Below are 20,088 nucleotides of genomic sequence, written 5' to 3'. Positions count from 1 at the left end.
AAAAACAGCAATAAAATACTGAACATTATTAAAATACGCATCCAATACCAAAATGCTTTTTTCTTTAGGGAATATATTTTGTGTTTGTGCATAGTGTGGTCAAAAAAATTGAAGTTTAGTGAAAAAGTACGATGTTTTGATGAATTCAAGAAGGATGCCTCCGTAATTATATATAATTTGCACATAGATTCTAAGAAAAGTGCAATAAAACCTAAGCAATGTGAATTGCTAAAAAGTTTATTAAAATTATATAATAACAACAGTTGATAGTCAAAGCAATTTTGTTCGAACATACTTGCAACGACAAAAAAACGAGAAAACAAAGAGGAAACGAGGAGGAAAAACATGGCATCTTTAAAAAAATCCCATGCATCATCCGGGAGCAGCCACAGCAAAGCAGCAAAATTCAAACGATACCTTCCGCTGTATCTGATGTTCCTTCCAGGCGCGATCTATCTGCTCATTAACAATTATATTCCGATGGCAGGCATTATCGTAGCATTTAAGAAGTACAATGCCCGTTTGGGAATCTGGAAGAGCCCGTTCTGCGGACTGGCGAACTTTGAATTTCTGTTTGCATCATCGGATGCATGGACTATTACAAGAAATACGTTACTTTACAATCTGGCGTTTATTGTTCTGAACACGGTAGTCGGAATTATTTTTGCAATCTTTATCTGCGATACGTTTAATAAAAAATTAAAGAAAATTTATCAGAGTGCAATCTTGTTTCCATATCTGATGTCGGCTGTTATTCTTGGCTACATTGTATATGCATTTTTAAGTCAGAGTACAGGTATTGTAAACAATTCGATTTTAAGTGCACTTGGAAAAGATGCTGTGAACTGGTATGCAGAACCGAAATACTGGCCGTTCATTCTGATTTTTGTAAATACCTGGAAGGGTGTAGGATATGGATGTCTGATCTACATATCTACCATCAATGGCATTGATCCGTCTCTGTATGAGGCAGCTTCTCTGGATGGCGCAACCAAATGGCAGCAGATCAAAAACATTACGCTTCCATTCCTGAAACCAACCGTAATCACCCTGACATTGATGAGTGTCGGCCGTATCTTCTATTCCGATTTCGGTCTGTTCTATCAGGTACCACGTGATTCAGGACTTCTGTACTCGGCAACCAATGTTATTGATACCTACGTATACCGCGGCCTGATGAAATCCGGAAATGTCGGAATGTCTGCAGCAGCCGGCTTCTATCAGTCCATCATCGGATTTATCATTGTCCTTACCGCAAACGGAATCGTACGTAAAGTCAGCAAAGAAAACGCAATGTTCTAAGGAGATCACGTATGAAAGAAAAACCATTTTCCAAATATCAGATTTTAGCAAACGCTGTCATGATTATCTGGACGCTTGCCATTATCTTACCGTTTATTCTGTTATTTATGTCTTCTATTACAGATGAAAACACACTGGTAGCGAATGGATACTCCTTCTTTCCGAAGAAGTTCTCCCTCGCGTCCTATTCCTACATCATCAAATCCGGAGGTCAGATTTTGAAGGCCTATGGAGTAAGTATTGGTGTCACGGTAGTCGGAACTCTGTTGAATGTCCTTCTGTCTGCTCTGATGGCCTATCCTTTGTCAGTAAAAAATCTTCCGGGCAGAAATGTGATGATGTTCTTCGTGTTCTTTACCATGCTGTTCAACGGCGGTATCGTTCCATCTTACATTATGTGGACAGGTACCTTCCATATCAAAGATACGATTTTTGCACAGCTGCTTCCAAACTTCCTGCTTTCTGCATGGAATGTTATGATGATTCGAACTTATTTTACCACAAGCATTCCGGATGGATTATACGAGGCGGCAGAGATTGACGGTGCAAGCCAGTTTACCATCTTCTGGAAAATCGTACTTCCGCTTGGAAAACCGATCTTGGTAACAATGGGCACCTTTGCAGGCCTTGCTTACTGGAATGACTGGACCAATGGTCTGTACTATATCGTTAAGAATACAGGTCTGTACAACGTACAGAACCTTCTGAACCAGATGGTACAGAATATTCAGTTCCTGACACAGAGCTCCAACTCGAATGTGACAGCAGCTGCATCAACCATTCCGGCAACGGGAATCCAGATGGCAATCGCATTTGTAGCAATTCTGCCAATTATGCTGATTTTCCCATCTTTCCAGAAATATTATGCAAAAGGTATCGCTCTTGGTGCAGTCAAAGGCTGATACAGATGGAATGAATCATTAGCAGCGAAAAGGGCTGCTTCGTGATAAACTTATTTTAAGGAGGAATTTTTATATGAAAAGAAAAATGCTTGCTGCTTTTCTGGCAGCGACAATGGTGGGCGGCCTGCTTGTCGGCTGCGGAAACAGTGGAGACACTTCCGGCTCATCCAAGAGCTCTTCTGGAACAACATCAACAGCATCGGCATCTGGCGAGGCAGATGCTTCCGTAACAAAAACAGAGCTTGGTGAGTATACGGAAGAAAATCCTTATCATCTCGTATTTGCCTTCGTCGAGTTCTACGAGCAGGATGACGCAGCACGTACTGCAGTACAGGATGCATTGAATGAATATATGATTCCGAAATACCATATTGAAGTGGAATTTCTTCCACTGCAGTATGCAGAATATCAGCAGACGATTCAGCTGATGATTTCCGGTGGTGATGAGCTGGATGTTATGCCAATTTATTACAGCAATGCTTCCAGTTGGATTGCAATGAATGGTATTGTCGATATGAACCAGTATATGGATACTCCGGAGGGACAGGCTATTAAAGATGTGCTTGGTGAAGCAAATGCAACGGTAGGTTCCATGAATGGTATTCTGTTCGGTTTTCCGGCACAGAAGGAATCGGTTGAACTTGGTGGTCTGACTATGAGAGCAGATATCTGTGATGAACTTGGTATCGCAGAGGAATACGGACTGGAGCTGAATCAGGATGAATACACCGGAAAAGTGTATGACTGGTCTGTTGCAACTGAAATTTTCAAGAAAGTAAAAGAAGCACATCCGGAAATGACACCTCTGTATCTGCAGGGAAGTGCAAGCCCGATGAGACGTCTTGCATTTTTCGACGAGTTAGCGGATCAGTTCGGTGTTCTGGATTGGGAGGCTGATCATGACTCCACAACCGTAGTGAACGAGTTTGAAACCGATACTTACAAAGAAGCAGTAACCCAGCTGGCGGAATGGTTTGATGCAGGATACATTTATCCGGATGCGTTGACGGATACACAGGGAGCTGCAGTTATGATGAAGGCTGGAAATACGTTCTCTTATATGTCAGCAATTAAGCCGGGCTATCTTGTTGAGGCAAAGGCATCTACAGGAACAGACTGCTATGCAATGTATTTTGGACAGGATGTAGAAGGTGGATATTCAACTACAAACGTAAGTTTTTATGATACTGGCATCGCAACCAACAGTGCGGATCCGGAAATGGCCTTTAAGTTTATCTCCGCGCTGTATACAGATCCGGAGGTTATGAATCTGTGGCAGAATGGTATTCAGGATGTAAACTATAAAGTTCTGGATGATGGTACTGCTTATTATGTAGATGGTGAAGATGCTTCTAACTTTAAATATCATCAGAATACAGGATGGTTTATGGGCAATCAGTTTAACACATACGTATGGAATGATGGTTCCAAGGATGCAAATTACTGGGATAAACTGCAGCACCATAACGACTGGGCACAGTATTCACCGGCATACGGATTTATGTGGGATTCTTCTGAATACTCTACACAGATCACAGCTCTGCAGAATGCACTGAATACGTATCGTCCAGCACTTGAGACAGGCTCTGTCGGAGTTGCTGGTGTAGAAGAAACACTCCAGAAACTGAATGATGCGCTGTATGCAGCCGGACTGCAGACTGTTATGGATGCAAAACAGGAGCAGCTGGATAAATGGCTGGATGAAAACGGAGGAGCTACAGAAACTCCGCAGTCTAACCTTGATACGATTGCAGCAGCAAAAGAAGCAAACTAACGAAAGATCAACATTAGGTATAATTAGATCTAAGGCAAATCCGCCCGGAAACCGTAAAGCTGTGCGGTCTTCGGGCGGATTGCTTTGTATGTTTTTGGCTTTTACAGCAGAAAGGATTTACTATGAAAAAAATGAATTACACATTTTCCGTGCCGGACAACAAACGCGTGCGTATGATTGTCAGCACAGACTGCAAAAATGAGGCGGACGACCAGTTCGCACTGGCACATCACCTGATGACACCGATGTTTATTCTGAAAGGCATCGTTCCGTGTCACTTCAACATGTTCTCCCGCGATTATGGCGATGGCCACACGGCACAGGCGAGCATGGACGAGGTCAATAAAGTGCTGGATCTGATGGATCGGCAGGGCGTATGCCCGGTCTGCAAAGGATCGGAATTTCCGATGAAGGACGAGCAGACTCCGGCCGTGTCGGATGGCGCAAAGCTGATCGCCGAAGAAGCCATGAAAGATGATCCGCATCCGCTGTTCATCGCCTGCCAGGGAGCACTGACCGACGTTGCCTCCGCACTTCTGATGAAACCGGAAATCGCAGACCGCATGACCGCCATCTGGATCGGCGGAGCACCGTATCCGGAAGGGGGAGAAGAGTTCAACCTCCGCCAGGATATCGCAGCTGCAAACGTTGTGATGAAATCCGGCATGAAGGTATGGCAGGTTCCGTCTACCGTATACAAGAAAGTAACAGTTTCTCTTGCCGAGCTGCAGCTTAATGTTCAGCCATGTGGAGAAATTGGAAATTATCTGTATCAGCAGATGGTAGACTTTAACAACACCTTCTATCAGTTCCAGGAATGGCCGCACGGCGAAATCTGGGGTCTCGGCGATTCTCCGACAGTTGGGTTGCTGTTGGCAGAGGTACAGCGTACCGACCTCTATGAAATGGTAGAAGCGCCGGAAATCAGCTATGAGGACATGAGCTATCACTTCACCGGAAAGAACCGCAAAATTCGCGTTTACCATGATCCGAATGCGGAGCTGACGTTGAGAGACTTTTTTGCGAAACTGAAATTGAATTATGGGATGTGACAGGGACTGCTAATCAAAATCAGAGCCTGTTTGAAAAAAGCTTTCCACAAGATGTGTGTCACAATTTATCGGAAATTTTGTTCGACAGAGGGCGTCGCAGCGGGTTTTTGTATGGACAGAAAGAGCAATATAAAAACAGCCATCTGTGCAAGTTTGTCCAGATGGCTGTCTATCGTAATACTTTCGTTATTTACACACTTCGTCAATATCCACACGGTCGATCATAATATTCAGGATTTCCGTATCGGTATCTTTCATGCCGACTCTTCCGATGTATCCCATACTCTTGATCGTATCCTCGACATCTTCCCGCACGATACCTTCGCCCGGCTGGAAACTTCTGTGATGCTGGCCCATGTAGTGGGCGAGAATAGCAGCGTCAACAGCGGATGCAATTTTCGCCGCACAGGAGGATTTTGCGCCGTCGCAGACAATACCGCCGACGTTTCCAATGGTGTTGACGATCGTCAGACTGACATCTTCATAAGTTCCGCCAGAAAGATAGGTAATGGCGGCACCGGCTCCACAGCCTGCGCTGACGGCGCCGCAGTAAGCGGAAAGACTTCCAATATATTTTTTCTGATGAACCGCAATCAGGTTGCTGACAACGAGTGCGCGGTACAGTTTTTCCTGGGAAACGTTCCATTCTTTTGCAAACTCAATGACAGGAAGGGAAACGGTCATGCCCTGGTTTCCGCTGCCGGAATTGATGACGACCGGAAGAGAGCAGCCGCTCATACGCGCATCGGAGCCTGCCGCTGCACGGGCGCGGGCGCGGATTTTTACGTCATTGCCGTATTCATTCAGCAGCGTGCGGCCAACCTGTGCACCGTATGGATGACGGAGACCTTCATCGGAAATGGCAGAGTTCATGGTGATCTGACGGTCAAGAATTTCTTTGATGTCTTCGATCTTCACAGTATCGGCAAATTCAAGAATATCCTTGACGTTCAGCACACTTTTATCAACGTATTCAGGGGAATCCTCATGAGCCGCAATCTGATAAAGTATCTCACCATCTTTTACGATGCGTGAAATCAGGGTATGACGGTTTACAATCGTTACCTCCGCGCTGTGCTCTCCGGCAATGACTTTTGCAACAATGTAGAGATTCTCTACGCCTTCTTTTAAAGTACAGGTACAGAATCCCTGCTGTACCAGTTCTTTTGTCTTTTCAATATCTGCCTCGGTCACATCTTCAAGTACTTCAAGTTCACGTTCGGCACAGCCTCCGACGACGCCAAGCGTTGCCGCAACATCAATGCCCTTCAGACCGTTGGAATTTGGAACTTTAACACCCTTTACGTTTTTGATGATGTTTCCACTGCAGCAAAGCTCGATCGATTCCGGCATCTGTCCGAGTACTTCGCGTGCTTTTGCTGCCGCATATGCAATGGCAATCGGCTCTGTACAGCCAAGCGCCGGAACAAGCTCGTTTTTTAAAATCTTTACATAACTGTCATATAATTTCTGATCCATGAAAATTCTCCTGTATAGTTTTTTATGCGTTATCAACTGGTAAATCTTGCATTTCTTTCTGATTATACTATTGATATATCACTGATAATATCAGATGTCAAGTAGAGAATTGCAATTTGTGAATTAACATCATGCATTGACGCAGAAAAGAAAAGATGATACGATAAAAACAGTAAAATACTGAAATCGGAGGTAATCATTGGAGAATAGCAAAACTGTAACATTTTCACTTGGTGGAATGATTTTCGAATATGATGAGAAAAAGAATAAAATTAATATAGAAAAACATGGAATTTCATTTAAAAGTGCTGCCCGTGTATTTTTTGATTATGATCGAATAGAATATTATGATGAGGAAAATAGTAATGTTGAAGATCGATATGATATCATAGGTGATTTATCTGCAGGGACAGCGCAAATAGAGCGTAATACAGAGATTATGATTGGAAATATAAAAAGTGATGATGTTTTGTTTGTAGTGTATACGGAAAGAATACGGAAAAATGAAAATGGGGCAGAAATAGATGTGACAAGATTAATCTCCGCAAGATATGCAACCAATTTTGAAAGGGGGCTTTATTATGGTAAATACTAAAGAAATGACAGAAAGCCTGATAAAAGAACTCGCTTTTTCAGAAGAAGAATTAAGGGAACTAAAAGCAGCAAAAGAAAAACCTATTGTATTTGATGAAGATTGTCCGGAAACGACTCCAGAACGGGCGCTAAAATTTCGACGGGTAAATCCGCCGAGGGGAGCAGGCAAAAAAAGAGCATAAAAATTTGTGATCTCCGTAAAACCAGAAAATCCTAGTTTTACGGAGATCTTTTCAGAATAAATTGTATTTTCCTTTAAAGTGTCCTATACTGAAAAGTAGCAAAAATACACATCACGCTTTCATTTGGAGGATTTTTATGCAGAAGATTACGTTTCGAAAATTAGCTGGAGAAAAATATATTTACCCGGAACTGCAGGGACACTTTATAGAGTTTCTTGGCTCCTGTATTTATGATGGAATCTGGGTTGGAGAGGATTCGGAGATTCCGAATTATCATGGAATCCGAAAAGACCTTGTGGATGCATTTCAGAAGCTGCACCCGCCGGTGATCCGCTGGCCGGGCGGATGTTTTGCGGATGTATATCACTGGCGGAACGGCATAGGTCCGCGGGAGCAGCGGCCGGTTACATACAATGAAAACTTCGGTACTTTCGAGACGGATCCCAATCAGTTCGGTACGCACGAGATGATGGAATTCTGCGAGATGATCGGCGCGAAGCCATGGTTTAATATCAATATGATGACCGGCTCTCCATCCGAGATGCGAGAGTGGATGGAGTACTGTAACCGCAAAGAGCCGACGGCACTTTCGCAGGAACGAAAAACAAACGGCCATGAAAAACCGTTCGAGATTGAATACTGGGGTATCGGAAATGAAGTATGGGACGGTGGTGGAAAAATGACGCCGCAGATGTATGCGAACGAATACCGGAAATTCAGTTCCTCCTGTCCGTCGTTTGGAGGCGGCGATCAGGCATTTTCCATGAAATGCATCGCCAGCGGCCCGGATGGAAATAAGCCGAAAGAACGTGCTGCGTGGACGAAAGACTTTTTTAAGGAGATGGGAAAATACCGTATGCCATCGCTTTACGGCTATGATCTCCATTTTTACAACTGGAATCTGAAACAGCTTCAGACAGAGAAAAAGTTTGATGAAAAACAGTGGTATGATGTGATCAATGGATGCAAAGAGCTGGAAAATGTCATTCACGAGCAGCGCCGCCTGATAGACGCTGGTCTTGAGGCACTTCCGAAACCGGAGGGTCCGTTTCAGGCGGCACCGAGAAAATGTGAACTGATTGTCGGTGAGTGGGGAAACTGGCACAGCAGTGCGTTTAATGCACGCCCGGCGCTGTATCAGCAGTGTACGATGCGCGATGCCGTTACAACTGCACTGACGCTCGACATCTTCCACCGCAATACAGGGGATGTGCGCATGGCATGTGTGGCACAGTCTGTCAATGTCCTGAATTCCCTGTTCCTGACGGATGGTGAGCATTGTATTCTGACACCAAACTACGATGTGTTCGATATGTATCAGGTGCATCAGGGTGCGTATACGCTTGGCTTTGAGGAAAAGAACAAAGATCCTGAGGTCTGCATCTTTGCTTCGATCAAAAATGATGATATCTACGTCAACCTCGTAAATACAAGCTACAGCGAATCAAAGAAAATCGAATTGAAATTCAAACAGTATCCGGAATTTGTTGAGGCCAAAACACTGTACTCCCAAGATCCGCAGAACTACAACGATGCGAAACATCCGAACCGAGTCCGCTGCAAAGAAGGAAAAGCACCTGCACGGGAAAAAGACTCCTTCCAGATTGCACTGCCGGCGGCTTCGGTCAGCGTTTATCATTTCAGAAAAACAGAAACAGAAAAGTAATACATACAAAACGGGCCGCCCCGGGGAAAAGGATTGTTCTCACAGGGCGGCTCATTTCTATTACAAAAACAATTCAATCACAAATACCACGGCACAGCATGCCACCGAAACCTGAAACAGGCTTGCACCGAACCATGCGGCTGCGATGCCGACGACAAGCGCGAGTGCGCCGGAAACAGGGCTCTGTGTTGCATGGACAATCGCCGGGAAGGTCATGACTGACAGCGTCACGTATGGAACGTAGTACAGAAACGACTGAATAAACTGATTTTTAATCGGCTTCCGGATCAGCGTCAGCGGCAGAATCCGGATTGTGTAGGAAACCAGAGCCATGACGGCGATATAGATATAATTATTGTACATCAGCATTTTCCTCCTCTGTCTTTACCGGGAACAGGATAGCTCCGGCGCAGGAAATCAGAACGGTGAGCAGAATCGTTCTGGTTCCGTCGGAGAGAGTGGAGATGCCCGGGAGATAGCTGCAGATAAAGCTTAAGAAAAAGCTGACGGCAACAAGACCCGCTACCACACGGCTCTTTCGCGCCGGGGGAATGATGATTGCAAGGAACATGCCGTACAGCGCCACGCTTAAGGCACTGACAGCGCGCAGCGGCAGCAGATTTCCGGCAATAATACCAAGAGCCGTGCCGATCGACCACGCGGGAGCAGCGACGAGAATGGCACCGTATGTATAATACGGATTCAGCCAGCCCGGGCGCGCGATTGTGATGCCAAACAGTTCATCCGTTACATCGTAACCAATGAGAAAACGGTGGAAAAACGGCGTGTCCGGCGAAAAGCGCTGGGCAAGCGCACAGCTCATCAGAAGATACCGCGCATTGGCGATGAGCGTAATGATAGCGACCTGCAGATAGCCTGCGTTGGCGGCAATCAGTGTAAAGGCAGCGTATTCTCCGGCGGAAGCATTGTTGAAAAGACTGGCGAGAAAGCCCTGAAAAGGACTAAGACCTGCCTTACGCGCTGCAATGCCGAGCGAAAACGAGACCGCAAAATAGCCAAGCCCGATCGGAATGCCATCGCGGATTCCGTTGACCAGAACCTGGCGGGAAAATGAATAAGATCTTTGTGAACTCATAAAAAGCTACTTCCTTTTCCTTCGCAGAAGCTAGAGCATGTCTGAAAAAATCATTTCCGCAATCTGAGATTCGCAGCTTACGAAAAGTTTTTTTCAGACATGCTCTGGCATCTGGCAAAAATGTTGGGGTCAAGAGATCAAAAATCCTCTTGCAAGCGAGCTTGCACCGGCTTTTTGATCTTTTGCCCTGATATCTGATGAAAATTATAGCAAGTTTCGACAGGTTCGTAAACTCTTATTTTGTTCTTGTTCGTTTCACGCAGCCACTGCTTACGCCTGCGTTTCTAAGTCTGTTGAACTGAATTGTATAAAATTATGTACAAAAACAGAAGATAACGCTTGAAAATAGAAGAAAAATCCATTAATATCTATGTATACAAAAAACATTACCGAAGGTGGTGCCTACGATGAAACTGCGTGCGCTTGCAAAAATAAATCTTGGTCTTGATGTGACCGGAAAAAGAGAGGATGGTTACCATGAAGTCCGCATGGTAATGCAGACGATCCAGATGTACGATCAGCTGGAAATAAAGGAGAGAAAAGAACCTGGCATAAGGCTGACAACCAATCTGCCGTTCCTTCCGTGTAATGACGGAAATCTCGTATACAAAGCGGCAAAGCTTCTGATGGATGAATTTGATATCCATCAGGGAGTCGATATGAACCTGACAAAATTTATCCCGGTAGCGGCCGGCATGGCGGGCGGAAGCTCGGATGCGGCAGCAGCACTGGTAGGAATTAACCGCATGTTTCAGCTTGGTCTGACAAAACGCCAGCTGATGGAGCGGGGTGTGCAGATCGGAGCGGATGTTCCGTACTGTGTGATGCGCGGTACGGCGCTGGCAGAAGGAATCGGCGAAAAGCTGACATCCCTTCCCGGCGTACCGATGTGCTACGTGCTGATCGGAAAACCGGGCATCAATGTTTCGACGAAATTTGTCTATGGAAACCTGCATCTTGATGAGGTGACGGAGCATCCGGATATCGACGGCATGGTAGAGGCGATCCGAAATCATGACCTGTACGGCATCACGGACCGCATGGGAAATGTGCTGGAATCCGTGACGTGTCCGGCGTATCCGGTGATCGATGAGATCAAGGCACAGATGATGAAAAACGGTGCGGTCAATGCGATGATGAGCGGCAGCGGCCCGACCGTATTCGGCATTTTCGACGATCCGGACAAGGCAGAATTTGCCCGCGATCAGTTAAAAATAAGCGGACTGTCGAAACAGACATTCCTGACTACTGTATCAAAACCGGGAGGTACAAAGTATGGCAAAAAATGAGTTAGACCTGCAGATGGAGGATTATCAGTACCTTCCGCTCCGCGATGTCGTGTTCCGCACGCTGCGCCAGGCGATTCTGCGCGGGGAGTTAAAGCCGGGTGAACGGCTGATGGAGATCCGGCTGGCAAATCAGCTCGGCGTTTCACGTACACCGATCCGTGAAGCGATTCGCATGCTGGAATTGGATGGCCTTGTAATCATGGTGCCGCGAAAGGGTGCACAGGTGGCGCAGATCACGGAAAAAGATCTGAACGATGTGCTGGAGGTGCGGCTCGGACTCGAGGAGCTGGCGGTAAAACTGGCGTGTCAGCGGATTACAGAGAGCGAACTGCAGAAGCTTTATCAGGCATCGCGCAGCTTTGAACAAATGCTGGAGACAACAGAGACGGATGATCTGCAGAAGCTTGCACAGGCAGATGTGGCATTCCATGATGTGATTTATCAGGCGACGAACAACGAGCGCCTGATTCAGCTGCTGAACAATCTGCGGGAGCAAATGTACCGTTACCGGATTGAATATTTAAAGGATGTAAAATCCCGACGTTCCCTGGTCGAGGAGCACGATGCCCTCTATGAACGTATGAAAAATCGGGATCTTGCAGGCGCACAGAAGATGATCCGCGAGCATATCGAGCGACAGCAGGAGAGTATTATGCAGACCGTACATCACCAGAGCATGACGGGTGTAGAAGAAAAATAAAAGCGTATAAAATTTCGAAAAAGGAACATTCTGTTACAGAGTAAAAAAATCGTGACAGAATGTTTTTTTATGGAATTTTGCAGAGTATATTTCTCCAGATGGTTTTTCGGAAGCTTTCAAAAGGAGGAGAAGGAGGGACGCAGGCATGGAAAAAGAGAAGACGCAGATTTCACTCACACTGGCGGAAAATGAAAGCGTGATCCGTACATGGTGTGAAAATTGCGATGATATTCAGATCCGCCCGATGAAACTCGGCAAAACGGGCGGAACCGGTGCGCTGCTGATCTACGTAGAAGTGGCGGTGAGCTGCGTTATGTTGAAGGATTCCGTGATCGGGAAGCTGTTGAACCGTCTGATGGAGGTTCCCGAGGCAGATATCCCGGGGGTTCTCTCGGAAAATCGGCTCGGAATTTCGGATGCACTGGAATTTGACACTATGGAAGCTGCGTTCGCTTCCATGCTTGCGGGAAATGCAATTCTTTTTGTGGATCATTATGACCGTGCAGTCAAGATCGGATCGAAGGGTTATCCCAATTTAGGAGTGCAAAAAGCGGAGTCCGAAAAAGTGCTGCGCGGCTCTAACGAAGGTTTTTCCGACTCTGTCAAAACCAACACGGCACTCGTCCGCAAGCGTCTGCGGACCATCGATCTGAAAGTGGAGGAGATACATTTTGGTGCGCGTTCTGATACGGTTCTGGCTCTGGTGTATGAGAAAGAGTTGATTTATCCGAAATTTCTGGAAGAGGTAAAACAGCAGATTGCCGGCTGGGAAGTGGACGGCGTTTTTGACAGCGGCATGGTCGAGCAGCTCTGCGAACCGCAGTGGAAATCGCCGTTCCCGCGCTTCGAGACGACCGAACGGCCGGACCGCGCGGCGATGGAGATTCTGGACGGAAGAATCCTGCTTTTATGTGATAATTCCCCGGTCGGGATTCTCTTCCCGGCATCATTTGACAGCTTTTTAAAGGTCAGTGAGGACCGGTATCATCATTTTCTGATCGTCTCATTTGAGCGGCTGCTGCGGTATGCGGCGGTCTTTCTCGCCCTGTGGATTTCGGGTGGATACCTGGCTGTCACGGGCTTTCACACGCAGGTGCTTCCGACCAAACTCCTGCTGGCGTTCGCCGAAGCGCGGAAAGGCGTTCCGTTCCCCGGCATTCTGGAAATTCTTCTGATGGAATTTGCTTTTGAACTGATCCGCGAGGCCGGTGTGCGCATGCCGGGGCCGCTTGGCGGGACGATCGGAATTGTGGGCGGGCTGATCATCGGAGATGCAGCGGTTTCCGCCAATCTGGTGAGCCCGATGACCGTCGTTGTGGTTGCGGTTTCGGCGCTCTGTTCGCTGGCGATTCCGAACGAAGAGTTCGGTGCGCCGTTCCGGCTGCTGAAATTCGGCTTCATTTTGCTCGGCGGATGGCTCGGCATTTTCGGCATGGCGCTCGGCACGTTTCTTCTCGCAGGTCATCTCGCCGGGCTTATGAGTTTTGGTATTCCCTATCTGATGCCGTTTGTCGGGAAAGGACTTGCGGGCTACCATGCGCCGAAGGATTCCGTATGGCGGCCCCCGCTGCATCAGATGCGGGAGCGGCCGGTCTTTACAAAGCGCGATCAGAGAGTGCGGCTGCGGAAAAACAGAAAAGCTGCGGAGCCGGAAGAAAAACAGGAAAGGGGAGAGTGACGCATGTTTTCGGAAAATGACAGAATTTCACAGCGCCAGATGGAACGCCAGATCGTGCTCGTTCTGCTCTGCCCGGCGTTCTGGCAGCTCGCGGCGTACGGCGCATCGGACGGCCTGCCCGGTATGGCAGGGATTTTCGTTGGATATGGGCTGCTGGCGGTGTGGTGCATTTATCTCGTGCGCCTTGGCGGGCTTTACTGCCGCCTGGAAAGCGTGATGGGAAAGGCTGGGAAACTCCTTCTGGCAGTGATGCATCTGTGTTATCTGCTTTTCCTCGGCGGAACACTGCTTCGCAGAATGGCGGAGCTTGCCGCCGCGTATCTGACAGCGGGTGTACCGCAGGAGCTCTGCGGACTGTTTCTGCTCGCGGCGGCCGGGTTTGGTGTCGGCAGTGAAGTACAGAAAAGAGGACGGCTGGCGGAAGCACTCTATCCGTGGATTGTGGGCGGGATTTTGATTCTGCTTCTGCTGACAGTTCCGCAGATGCATTTTTCCTCGTTTGAGGATGCCTGGAAGACAGCAAAGTCTGTTGAAATTGTGGATAACGGAATACTTTTTGGGTGGAATGTGTGGAGAACACTGGAAAATGGAACACCGATTGCGCTGCTGCCGTTTTTACTGGGGCATGTGCAGAAAGAGCACAGGAGTGTCATTCTTCCGGTGACGCAGAGTATCTGGAAAACGGGGCTTCTTGTAATTGCAGGAAGCATGGCGTTGCTCGGCGTTTTCGGCCGGCGCGGCACGGCTGCGGCGCAGGACCCGCTCTTACTGTTAATGGCAGGAACGAGCCTGCCGGGTGGATTTCTGGAGCGGTTTGATATTCTGTGGATGGCATTTCTTTTGATGGGACTGCTGTTCACACTGGGAAGTCTGCTGTTTTACGTATCGCTGATCGGAGAGAAGACGGGACTGTGGAAACCGCAGAATCTCTATGTACGGATCGGTACAGTGCTTTTTATATGGCTGCTGTCATGCGCGGAAAGCGGCTGGTCGGTCCGATACGGTTACTTTCCGTTTTTTCTTGCCATCACGGTGCTGCTCGGCTTCTGCCAGAAGCATATGAAAAAACTGCGGCTTGTGTGTCTGGCGCTGGGCAGTATGATTTTCCTGTCATCCTGCGGGGCAGTAGAGCCGGAAAAGCGGCTGTATCCACTGGCGGTTGCCTTTGATTATGTGTCGGAAGAGGCGACTGCGCCGGAAAACAGTGAAACTGGGGAAGAAACCGGGACGGCGGTCAGTGAGAGCGGCGGAGAAAAGGAGACGGCTGGCGGTAAATGGCGCGTCTGGTATGCGCCTGCGAATCTTGCGGTGGTGACCGGCCAGGGAAAGGATGAGCAGGAGGAGGGAACCGACGAGGACCCCGCATCGCTGTTCTTTGAAGCGGAGACGTTTGAGGAGATTGCGCAGCAATATGACAGCACAGAGGAATATGATCTCGACACCGGACACGTCCAGGCGATTGTATTTTCCGATGCACTGCTCAGTGACCGGGGACGGATGGAAGAACTGTTGAAGTACCTGGAACAGGACCGTGCGCTTGGGCACAGTGCCTATCTGTTTCACGCAGAAAAACCAGAAGATATCATGGAGCAGAACGGAAAACAGGTGGAGTCTGTCGGTGAGTACCTGTGCGGAATTTATGACAACCGGGTGAAAAGAAAAGAGGCGGTGACACTGGCGGACTTGTGCTATGCGTGGGAAAACGAAAGGAGCATTCTGTGGATTCCGAAAGCGCCGTAAAAGGTTTAAAGTGTATGGAATATCGGAGCGGGCAGTGAGTGTCTGTGTATAAAAGTTTTGAAATCCGGCAAAACTGGAAAAAACAGGAGGCAGCATATGAATGAGAAAAAAGTACAGAGCCGGAAACGGAATCAAAATCAGACACAGAAGAAATCCAGGGACAGGCAGGCGCAGCCCCGAAATACATTTGGGAACCAGTATAGAAGTCAATTCCAGGCGGCATTTCAAATTTTCTGCCGCCGCTGGCTCCCCGTCTGCATTGCGGCGCTGATCCTTTCCGGAACCGCCAATCTTCTCCGCGAGTCCCGTCTGCAGCAGGAAGTCGCTGCAAAGATCGTGCGCTTTCACGTAAGAGCCAACAGCGACTGCGCCTCCGACCAGCAGATCAAGCTTCAGGTACGCGATGCCGTTGCCGAAGAACTGCAGACGATCCTGCACGGAGCCGAAACAAAAGCAGAAACCGAAGAAATCCTGCGTGAAAACGAGCCCTCCATCCGTGCCGCCGCCCTTCAGACGCTGCGCGCAGGAGGCAGTACTGACGATATCACCGTAACGTACGGAAAAGCCAGTTTTGAGGAAAAAGAAACGGGCAATTATATTCTCCCCGCCGGAACGTACGACGCTCTTCAGATCAACATCGGCAGAGCCAAAGGGCACAACTGGTGGTGCATGCTGTACCCGTCCATCTGCTTTTCGGATGCCCTGCGCCCCGTAAACGAGGACGGCGAAAGTGCAGAAAAAGTCGAAAAAAGCCGGATTCCGCTGCAGAATCTGTTGAGTGACGCCGCCTACCGCGAAATCCTGAAAAGTGACTGGATTTCGTTCCGGTTTTTCTGGCGTTAGGCGGATTTTTCGAAAGACTTTCAAGAGAAATGATTGCAATATTCCTCCATTCGGGTTAAAATAATGTATCAGCGACCTATTTTAACCAGGGTCGTGAAATGAAAAAAGAAATGTAAAAATTCAGATATATTAAATATAGAAATGAACCCCATTCGGCATGACAAAAAAGTAATGCCGGATGAAAAATGGAGGAAAGTATGAAAGCAGACAGACAGGCGCCGATCGGCGTCTTTGATTCCGGTGTCGGCGGACTGACCGTAGTGCGTGAGATTATGCGAAACCTGCCCGACGAACGAATCGTATATTTTGGAGATACCGCGCGTGTGCCGTACGGTTCCAAATCGAAGAACACCGTCATCCGTTATTCCCGTCAGATCGTACACTTTCTGGAAACCCAGCAGGTCAAGGCAATCGTCATCGCCTGCAACACCGCAAGTGCGCTGGCACTCGATACGATCGAAAAAGAGATTGATCTCCCGATCATCGGCGTGGTAAAACCGGGTGCACAGATGGCCGTCGAGACGACGCAGAACAAGCGCGTCGGCGTCATCGCAACCGAGAGCACTATTCAGAGCGGCCTCTACCAGCAGCTCATTACCGAGGCAGATCCGGCGATCACCGTTTACGGAAAACCGTGTCCGCTGTTTGTGCCGCTCGTGGAAGAGGGCTGGACAAAAGATCCGATCACCGAGGAAGTGGCGCGCCGCTATCTGGCAGAGATTCTGGATAAAGACATCGACACGCTGATTATGGGATGCACCCACTATCCGCTGCTGCGTTCTCTGCTGCGGAAAGTAGTCGGAGAAAAAGTAACACTCGTCAACCCGGCATACGAAACCTCACAGGCACTGCGCAGACTGCTGCGGGAGCTGGATCTGGAGAATCCGGGAAACGATGAGCTGGGCCGTCAAAAATACCAGTTCTTCGCAAGCGACGGCGTGGAGCGGTTCAATGCCTTCGCACATTCCGTTCTGCCGGAGCAGATCAGCGATACGAAACAGGTACAGATTGAAAACTATTAAAAACGACATACAGAAAAGAGAGAGGAACATCAGAAAAGGATGGAAAAAGACGTACTCATCAGCATCCGCGGACTGCAGTATCTGATGGATGAGGAATCCGGCGAACAAGAACCGGTGGAGGTTATGACGACGGGTTCGTACTACAAGAAAAACGGCCATCACTTTCTGATCTACGACGAGGCAACCGAAGGCTTTGACATGATGACGCACAACATGATCAAATTTACGGAAAACGCCCTCGAGGTGCGCAAGCGCGGCCTCATTGATGTCCATATGATTTTTGAGGAGGATAAAAAGAACATTTCGTTTTATCATACGCCATATGGCATGATCAACATGGGAGTTGCGGCGACGAAGGTCAGAATGAAAGAGACGCCGGATCAGATTTTACTGAAGGCAGAATACGCGCTCGACATCAACGACAGCTACGTGGGGGACTGCGTAATCGATATCGAGGTAAGACCGCGGGAAGGCGGAAAACTGAATTTATAAAAAAATACCCGGGAAGAATGAAAATCATTCAACTCGGGTATTTTCGCGAGCAACGAGCCAAAGTCCGGGCTTGCACGAGACCTTGGCGACTGCCGCGAAAGCAAAAAGAAACACGCAAAGCGTGTTTCTTTTTGCTTCAGATGAAATTTTATTTTTCCTCGCCGCGTGCCTTGCGGAGCATTTTCTGCCAGAAGCCGTTTTTCTTTGCCGGCTGCTCTAAAGAACCGCGGATGCCGCGAACTCCGGTGATATAGATACCGCTTACGGTAGCCTTGACTTCTTTTTTTACCGGGATCTGATCGAAGATAGCAGCGTCGCAGATCAGGGTCATGATTCTCGGACCGACTTTTGCTTTGACGATCGGCAGTTTTGCACGACGCATCATTTTCGGTGTCTGGTCGATGACCATCTGTGGAAGTCCGGAATCTTTCATGCGAAGCTTTTTCTTATCTATGATCAACATGGAGACAGTCTGTTTCATGGCCTCCATTTGTTCCTGCTGTGCGGCCTGTTTTGTCTGTGCTTTTTTACCGAAGTAATACAGCAGACCAAGGATGACAGCGATGACAGCTAATACGATTAATACGATAATCCAGGGTTTCATCCCTCTATTCCTCCTCTGCAAAAAATAATGTGGGCATCGGAACATACAATGCCAGTCTATGAACATTCTAACATTGATTTCGGCAAAACGCAAACACATTTTAGCGCAATCCAGGCGATTTTACGGTCGAAAATCATAAGAATTTCTAAAATCGGAGCCCCAGCCTTTTTTTTACCAGACAAGTATGGTAAAATGAGATTTACAACGCGCCGGGAACGGCGTAGTATGGAGGAAAATTCAAGAATGAAAAGAAAAGCAGCAGTCATGCTTCTGCTCATGACACTGGGAGCAGCCAGTGTGAGCGGATGTGGAAAAAACAATACAACAAGCAGCAGTTCCGTATCAAGCGCAAGCAGCACAAGCGCTTCCTCAGCATCCGATGCGTCGAGCGCAGGCAGCACATCGTCCGACAGCACAGCTTCTGAGGAATACGCTTCCCCGAGTGATGTAGACGGGATTCCGGTTGTCGATGAGGAAGTTGATCCGGCAGAGTGTGTAACGCTTGGAGATTACAAAAAGCTCACACTGGAAAAGAAAGTAGAGCAGGTAACGGATGATGACGTACAGACGGCCATTATGGCAGAGACAGCTGTCACCATGGACGATCCGGATGCCACCGTACAAAAAGGCGACACCGCCGATATTGCCTATGTTGGCAAAGTTGATGGCAAGGAGTTTGACGGCGGAAGCAGCGATTCCTACAATCTGGTGATCGGATCCGGTACCTTCATCGATGGATTTGAGGATGGTGTCATTGGAATGAAAACAGGGGAGACAAAGGATCTGAACCTGAAATTCCCTGACAGCTATCAGAGTACCGATCTGGCAGGAAAAGATGTTGTGTTTACCGTTACGGTAAATGCGTTTACCCGCCCGGCAGAAAACATTGACGGATGGGAGCTCGATGATGCATGGGTAGCAAAAAATACAGATTACAGTACTGTGGAGGAATACCGTGCCGGAAAACGCGCAGAGCTGGAGGCTGCAAATGAGACGACAGCGGAAAATAATCTGCAGAATGACGCGATGCAGCAGGTGGCAGACGGCTGTACGTTTCACAAAATTCCGAAATCCTATATCACCCTTGGCGAAGAAGATTACGATAAACGGTATACCGCTTATCTTCAGAATTACGGCATTTCCCTGGACGACTATCTGGAGCAGTATGCGGACAGAGCGACCTACAATCAGGAGAAAGCAACGTATGCAGGAACGATGGCAAAAAGTGCCCTTCTTCTGGATGCCGTAAAAGAGGCAGAAGGCTGGACAACAGATGACCAGGATTACCAGCAGATCTTAAACGATGAGGCAGCCAATGCCAATATGTCGCAGGAAGATTTCCTGAAGGCAGCCAATGACTATTACGGGGAAGATACGGTAGTGCGCAATATCATGATGGAGCGCATGATCAATATGGTTCTCGATAATGCAACGGTCAATACTGTGACTGTGGATGCAGACGGAAATACAGTAGAATAAAAAGAGAAATCACCCCGGAAAACAGGATAAAAATTTCTGTTTTCCGGGGTGATTTAACCGAATCAAGTAAGTCCCCTGCTTCCATTGCGAAAAGCAATAAGCAGTGGGGGGGGACTTGCTTGTATCAGGAGGAGTGCAAGCTCCTTCTGATAAACTGCGGAACAGTTATTCAGTTATGAGCAAGTAGCGAAGCG

At 47.9% G+C, this 20,088-nt stretch carries 20 protein-coding genes; 15 read left to right on the top strand and 5 right to left on the bottom strand.

Annotated features, from left to right (window positions below):
* Positions 1 to 345 precede the first annotated feature (345 nt).
* The 4 genes from DWZ44_RS06735 to DWZ44_RS06720 all read left to right on the top strand — a co-directional run bounded on the left by DWZ44_RS06735 (position 346) and on the right by DWZ44_RS06720 (position 5,030).
* The gene (locus DWZ44_RS06735; RefSeq protein ID WP_055226218.1) at positions 346 to 1,302 is read left to right on the top strand and encodes an ABC transporter permease; all 957 of its coding nucleotides are present in this window, start codon (positions 346 to 348) and stop codon (positions 1,300 to 1,302) included.
* Between the two features lie 11 nt (positions 1,303 to 1,313).
* Positions 1,314 to 2,204 (top strand): carbohydrate ABC transporter permease, encoded by an 891-nt coding sequence (locus tag DWZ44_RS06730; RefSeq protein ID WP_055226220.1) that lies wholly within the window; start codon positions 1,314 to 1,316, stop codon positions 2,202 to 2,204.
* 73 nt (positions 2,205 to 2,277) lie between these two features.
* Entirely contained in the window at positions 2,278 to 3,978 is a 1,701-nt protein-coding gene (locus DWZ44_RS06725; RefSeq protein WP_117804462.1) for an ABC transporter substrate-binding protein, read from the top strand.
* 122 nt (positions 3,979 to 4,100) lie between these two features.
* The gene (locus DWZ44_RS06720) at positions 4,101 to 5,030 is read left to right on the top strand and encodes a nucleoside hydrolase (protein WP_070103170.1); all 930 of its coding nucleotides are present in this window, start codon (positions 4,101 to 4,103) and stop codon (positions 5,028 to 5,030) included.
* 9 nt (positions 5,031 to 5,039) lie between these two features.
* Here the strand turns inward: DWZ44_RS06720 and DWZ44_RS19495 are convergent, their stop codons facing one another.
* Together DWZ44_RS19495 and DWZ44_RS06715 are read right to left on the bottom strand one after the other, a co-directional pair.
* Positions 5,040 to 5,159 carry a DUF6783 domain-containing protein gene (locus tag DWZ44_RS19495; protein ID WP_368250375.1) on the bottom strand — a complete coding sequence of 40 codons (120 nt, stop codon included), beginning with the start codon at positions 5,157 to 5,159 and terminating at the stop codon, positions 5,040 to 5,042.
* 57 nt (positions 5,160 to 5,216) lie between these two features.
* Positions 5,217 to 6,509: an L-cysteine desulfidase family protein gene (locus tag DWZ44_RS06715; RefSeq protein WP_055226223.1), complete on the bottom strand. Its 1,293-nt coding sequence runs from the start codon at positions 6,507 to 6,509 to the stop codon at positions 5,217 to 5,219.
* Positions 6,510 to 6,708: 199 nt separating this feature from the next.
* Between DWZ44_RS06715 and DWZ44_RS06710 the strand changes: the two genes are divergently transcribed.
* The 3 genes from DWZ44_RS06710 to DWZ44_RS06700 all read left to right on the top strand — a co-directional run bounded on the left by DWZ44_RS06710 (position 6,709) and on the right by DWZ44_RS06700 (position 8,951).
* Positions 6,709 to 7,104 carry a BrnT family toxin gene (locus tag DWZ44_RS06710; protein ID WP_330377069.1) on the top strand — a complete coding sequence of 132 codons (396 nt, stop codon included), beginning with the start codon at positions 6,709 to 6,711 and terminating at the stop codon, positions 7,102 to 7,104.
* Entirely contained in the window at positions 7,091 to 7,285 is a 195-nt protein-coding gene (locus DWZ44_RS06705; protein WP_055226225.1) for a hypothetical protein, read from the top strand. The genes DWZ44_RS06710 and DWZ44_RS06705 overlap by 14 nt, the downstream gene beginning before the upstream one ends.
* Before the next feature lie 136 nt (positions 7,286 to 7,421).
* On the top strand, positions 7,422 to 8,951 hold the full coding sequence (locus DWZ44_RS06700) for an alpha-N-arabinofuranosidase (protein ID WP_117510029.1): 1,530 nt from the start codon (positions 7,422 to 7,424) through the stop codon (positions 8,949 to 8,951).
* Positions 8,952 to 9,011: 60 nt separating this feature from the next.
* Here the strand turns inward: DWZ44_RS06700 and DWZ44_RS06695 are convergent, their stop codons facing one another.
* Together DWZ44_RS06695 and DWZ44_RS06690 are read right to left on the bottom strand one after the other, a co-directional pair.
* Positions 9,012 to 9,314 (bottom strand): AzlD domain-containing protein, encoded by a 303-nt coding sequence (locus DWZ44_RS06695; RefSeq protein WP_330410127.1) that lies wholly within the window; start codon positions 9,312 to 9,314, stop codon positions 9,012 to 9,014.
* Complete coding sequence (locus DWZ44_RS06690) at positions 9,304 to 10,047, bottom strand: AzlC family ABC transporter permease (protein WP_022462149.1); 744 nt, start codon at positions 10,045 to 10,047, stop codon at positions 9,304 to 9,306. The genes DWZ44_RS06695 and DWZ44_RS06690 overlap by 11 nt, the downstream gene beginning before the upstream one ends.
* A 407-nt stretch (positions 10,048 to 10,454) precedes the next feature.
* On the opposite strand from DWZ44_RS06690, the gene ispE reads away from it, so the two are divergent.
* The 7 genes from ispE to DWZ44_RS06655 all read left to right on the top strand — a co-directional run bounded on the left by ispE (position 10,455) and on the right by DWZ44_RS06655 (position 17,811).
* Complete coding sequence (ispE, locus tag DWZ44_RS06685; protein WP_117801837.1) at positions 10,455 to 11,336, top strand: 4-(cytidine 5'-diphospho)-2-C-methyl-D-erythritol kinase; 882 nt, start codon at positions 10,455 to 10,457, stop codon at positions 11,334 to 11,336.
* Positions 11,323 to 12,036, top strand: coding sequence for a GntR family transcriptional regulator (locus tag DWZ44_RS06680; RefSeq protein WP_055221789.1), 714 nt, complete (start codon positions 11,323 to 11,325; stop codon positions 12,034 to 12,036). The genes ispE and DWZ44_RS06680 overlap by 14 nt, the downstream gene beginning before the upstream one ends.
* 145 nt (positions 12,037 to 12,181) lie before the next feature.
* The gene (locus DWZ44_RS06675; RefSeq protein ID WP_117804461.1) at positions 12,182 to 13,714 is read left to right on the top strand and encodes a spore germination protein; all 1,533 of its coding nucleotides are present in this window, start codon (positions 12,182 to 12,184) and stop codon (positions 13,712 to 13,714) included.
* 3 nt (positions 13,715 to 13,717) lie between these two features.
* On the top strand, positions 13,718 to 15,454 hold the full coding sequence (locus DWZ44_RS06670; RefSeq protein WP_117804460.1) for a GerAB/ArcD/ProY family transporter: 1,737 nt from the start codon (positions 13,718 to 13,720) through the stop codon (positions 15,452 to 15,454).
* 96 nt (positions 15,455 to 15,550) lie between these two features.
* Positions 15,551 to 16,297 carry a stage II sporulation protein R gene (gene spoIIR, locus DWZ44_RS06665; RefSeq protein WP_117762086.1) on the top strand — a complete coding sequence of 249 codons (747 nt, stop codon included), beginning with the start codon at positions 15,551 to 15,553 and terminating at the stop codon, positions 16,295 to 16,297.
* 197 nt (positions 16,298 to 16,494) lie between these two features.
* On the top strand, positions 16,495 to 17,319 hold the full coding sequence (gene murI, locus DWZ44_RS06660; RefSeq protein WP_055221779.1) for a glutamate racemase: 825 nt from the start codon (positions 16,495 to 16,497) through the stop codon (positions 17,317 to 17,319).
* A 39-nt stretch (positions 17,320 to 17,358) separates the two neighbouring features.
* A complete protein-coding gene (locus DWZ44_RS06655) occupies positions 17,359 to 17,811 on the top strand; it encodes a DUF1934 domain-containing protein (RefSeq protein ID WP_022462143.1) in 453 nt (150 codons plus the stop codon).
* A 148-nt stretch (positions 17,812 to 17,959) separates the two neighbouring features.
* On the opposite strand, the gene DWZ44_RS06650 is transcribed toward DWZ44_RS06655, so the two are convergent.
* Complete coding sequence (locus tag DWZ44_RS06650) at positions 17,960 to 18,415, bottom strand: hypothetical protein (protein ID WP_117510035.1); 456 nt, start codon at positions 18,413 to 18,415, stop codon at positions 17,960 to 17,962.
* Positions 18,416 to 18,658: 243 nt separating this feature from the next.
* Here DWZ44_RS06650 and tig point away from each other — a divergent pair, with 243 nt between their 5' ends.
* A complete protein-coding gene (gene tig, locus DWZ44_RS06645; RefSeq protein WP_158565835.1) occupies positions 18,659 to 19,894 on the top strand; it encodes a trigger factor in 1,236 nt (411 codons plus the stop codon).
* The last annotated feature ends 194 nt before the right edge of the window (positions 19,895 to 20,088 follow it).

Origin of the sequence: Blautia sp. AF32-4BH (assembly GCF_003460565.1) — a bacterium.
GTDB lineage: Bacteria > Bacillota > Clostridia > Lachnospirales > Lachnospiraceae > Fusicatenibacter > Fusicatenibacter saccharivorans.
This window is presented reverse-complemented; position numbering and strand designations above follow the sequence as displayed.

Excerpts from the sequence above, each read along its gene's own strand:
- DWZ44_RS06735 (WP_055226218.1), top strand. The coding sequence starts at position 346 with ATGGCATCTTTAAAAAAATCCCATGCATCATCCGGGAGCAGCCACAGC.
- DWZ44_RS06730 (WP_055226220.1), top strand. The coding sequence starts at position 1,314 with ATGAAAGAAAAACCATTTTCCAAATATCAGATTTTAGCAAACGCTGTC.
- DWZ44_RS06725 (WP_117804462.1), top strand. The coding sequence starts at position 2,278 with ATGAAAAGAAAAATGCTTGCTGCTTTTCTGGCAGCGACAATGGTGGGC.
- DWZ44_RS06720 (WP_070103170.1), top strand. The coding sequence starts at position 4,101 with ATGAAAAAAATGAATTACACATTTTCCGTGCCGGACAACAAACGCGTG.
- DWZ44_RS06715 (WP_055226223.1), bottom strand. The coding sequence starts at position 6,509 with ATGGATCAGAAATTATATGACAGTTATGTAAAGATTTTAAAAAACGAG.
- DWZ44_RS06705 (WP_055226225.1), top strand. The coding sequence starts at position 7,091 with ATGGTAAATACTAAAGAAATGACAGAAAGCCTGATAAAAGAACTCGCT.
- DWZ44_RS06700 (WP_117510029.1), top strand. The coding sequence starts at position 7,422 with ATGCAGAAGATTACGTTTCGAAAATTAGCTGGAGAAAAATATATTTAC.
- DWZ44_RS06695 (WP_330410127.1), bottom strand. The coding sequence starts at position 9,314 with ATGTACAATAATTATATCTATATCGCCGTCATGGCTCTGGTTTCCTAC.
- DWZ44_RS06690 (WP_022462149.1), bottom strand. The coding sequence starts at position 10,047 with ATGAGTTCACAAAGATCTTATTCATTTTCCCGCCAGGTTCTGGTCAAC.
- ispE (WP_117801837.1), top strand. The coding sequence starts at position 10,455 with ATGAAACTGCGTGCGCTTGCAAAAATAAATCTTGGTCTTGATGTGACC.
- DWZ44_RS06680 (WP_055221789.1), top strand. The coding sequence starts at position 11,323 with ATGGCAAAAAATGAGTTAGACCTGCAGATGGAGGATTATCAGTACCTT.
- DWZ44_RS06675 (WP_117804461.1), top strand. The coding sequence starts at position 12,182 with ATGGAAAAAGAGAAGACGCAGATTTCACTCACACTGGCGGAAAATGAA.
- DWZ44_RS06670 (WP_117804460.1), top strand. The coding sequence starts at position 13,718 with ATGTTTTCGGAAAATGACAGAATTTCACAGCGCCAGATGGAACGCCAG.
- spoIIR (WP_117762086.1), top strand. The coding sequence starts at position 15,551 with ATGAATGAGAAAAAAGTACAGAGCCGGAAACGGAATCAAAATCAGACA.
- murI (WP_055221779.1), top strand. The coding sequence starts at position 16,495 with ATGAAAGCAGACAGACAGGCGCCGATCGGCGTCTTTGATTCCGGTGTC.
- DWZ44_RS06655 (WP_022462143.1), top strand. The coding sequence starts at position 17,359 with ATGGAAAAAGACGTACTCATCAGCATCCGCGGACTGCAGTATCTGATG.
- DWZ44_RS06650 (WP_117510035.1), bottom strand. The coding sequence starts at position 18,415 with ATGAAACCCTGGATTATCGTATTAATCGTATTAGCTGTCATCGCTGTC.
- tig (WP_158565835.1), top strand. The coding sequence starts at position 18,659 with ATGAAAAGAAAAGCAGCAGTCATGCTTCTGCTCATGACACTGGGAGCA.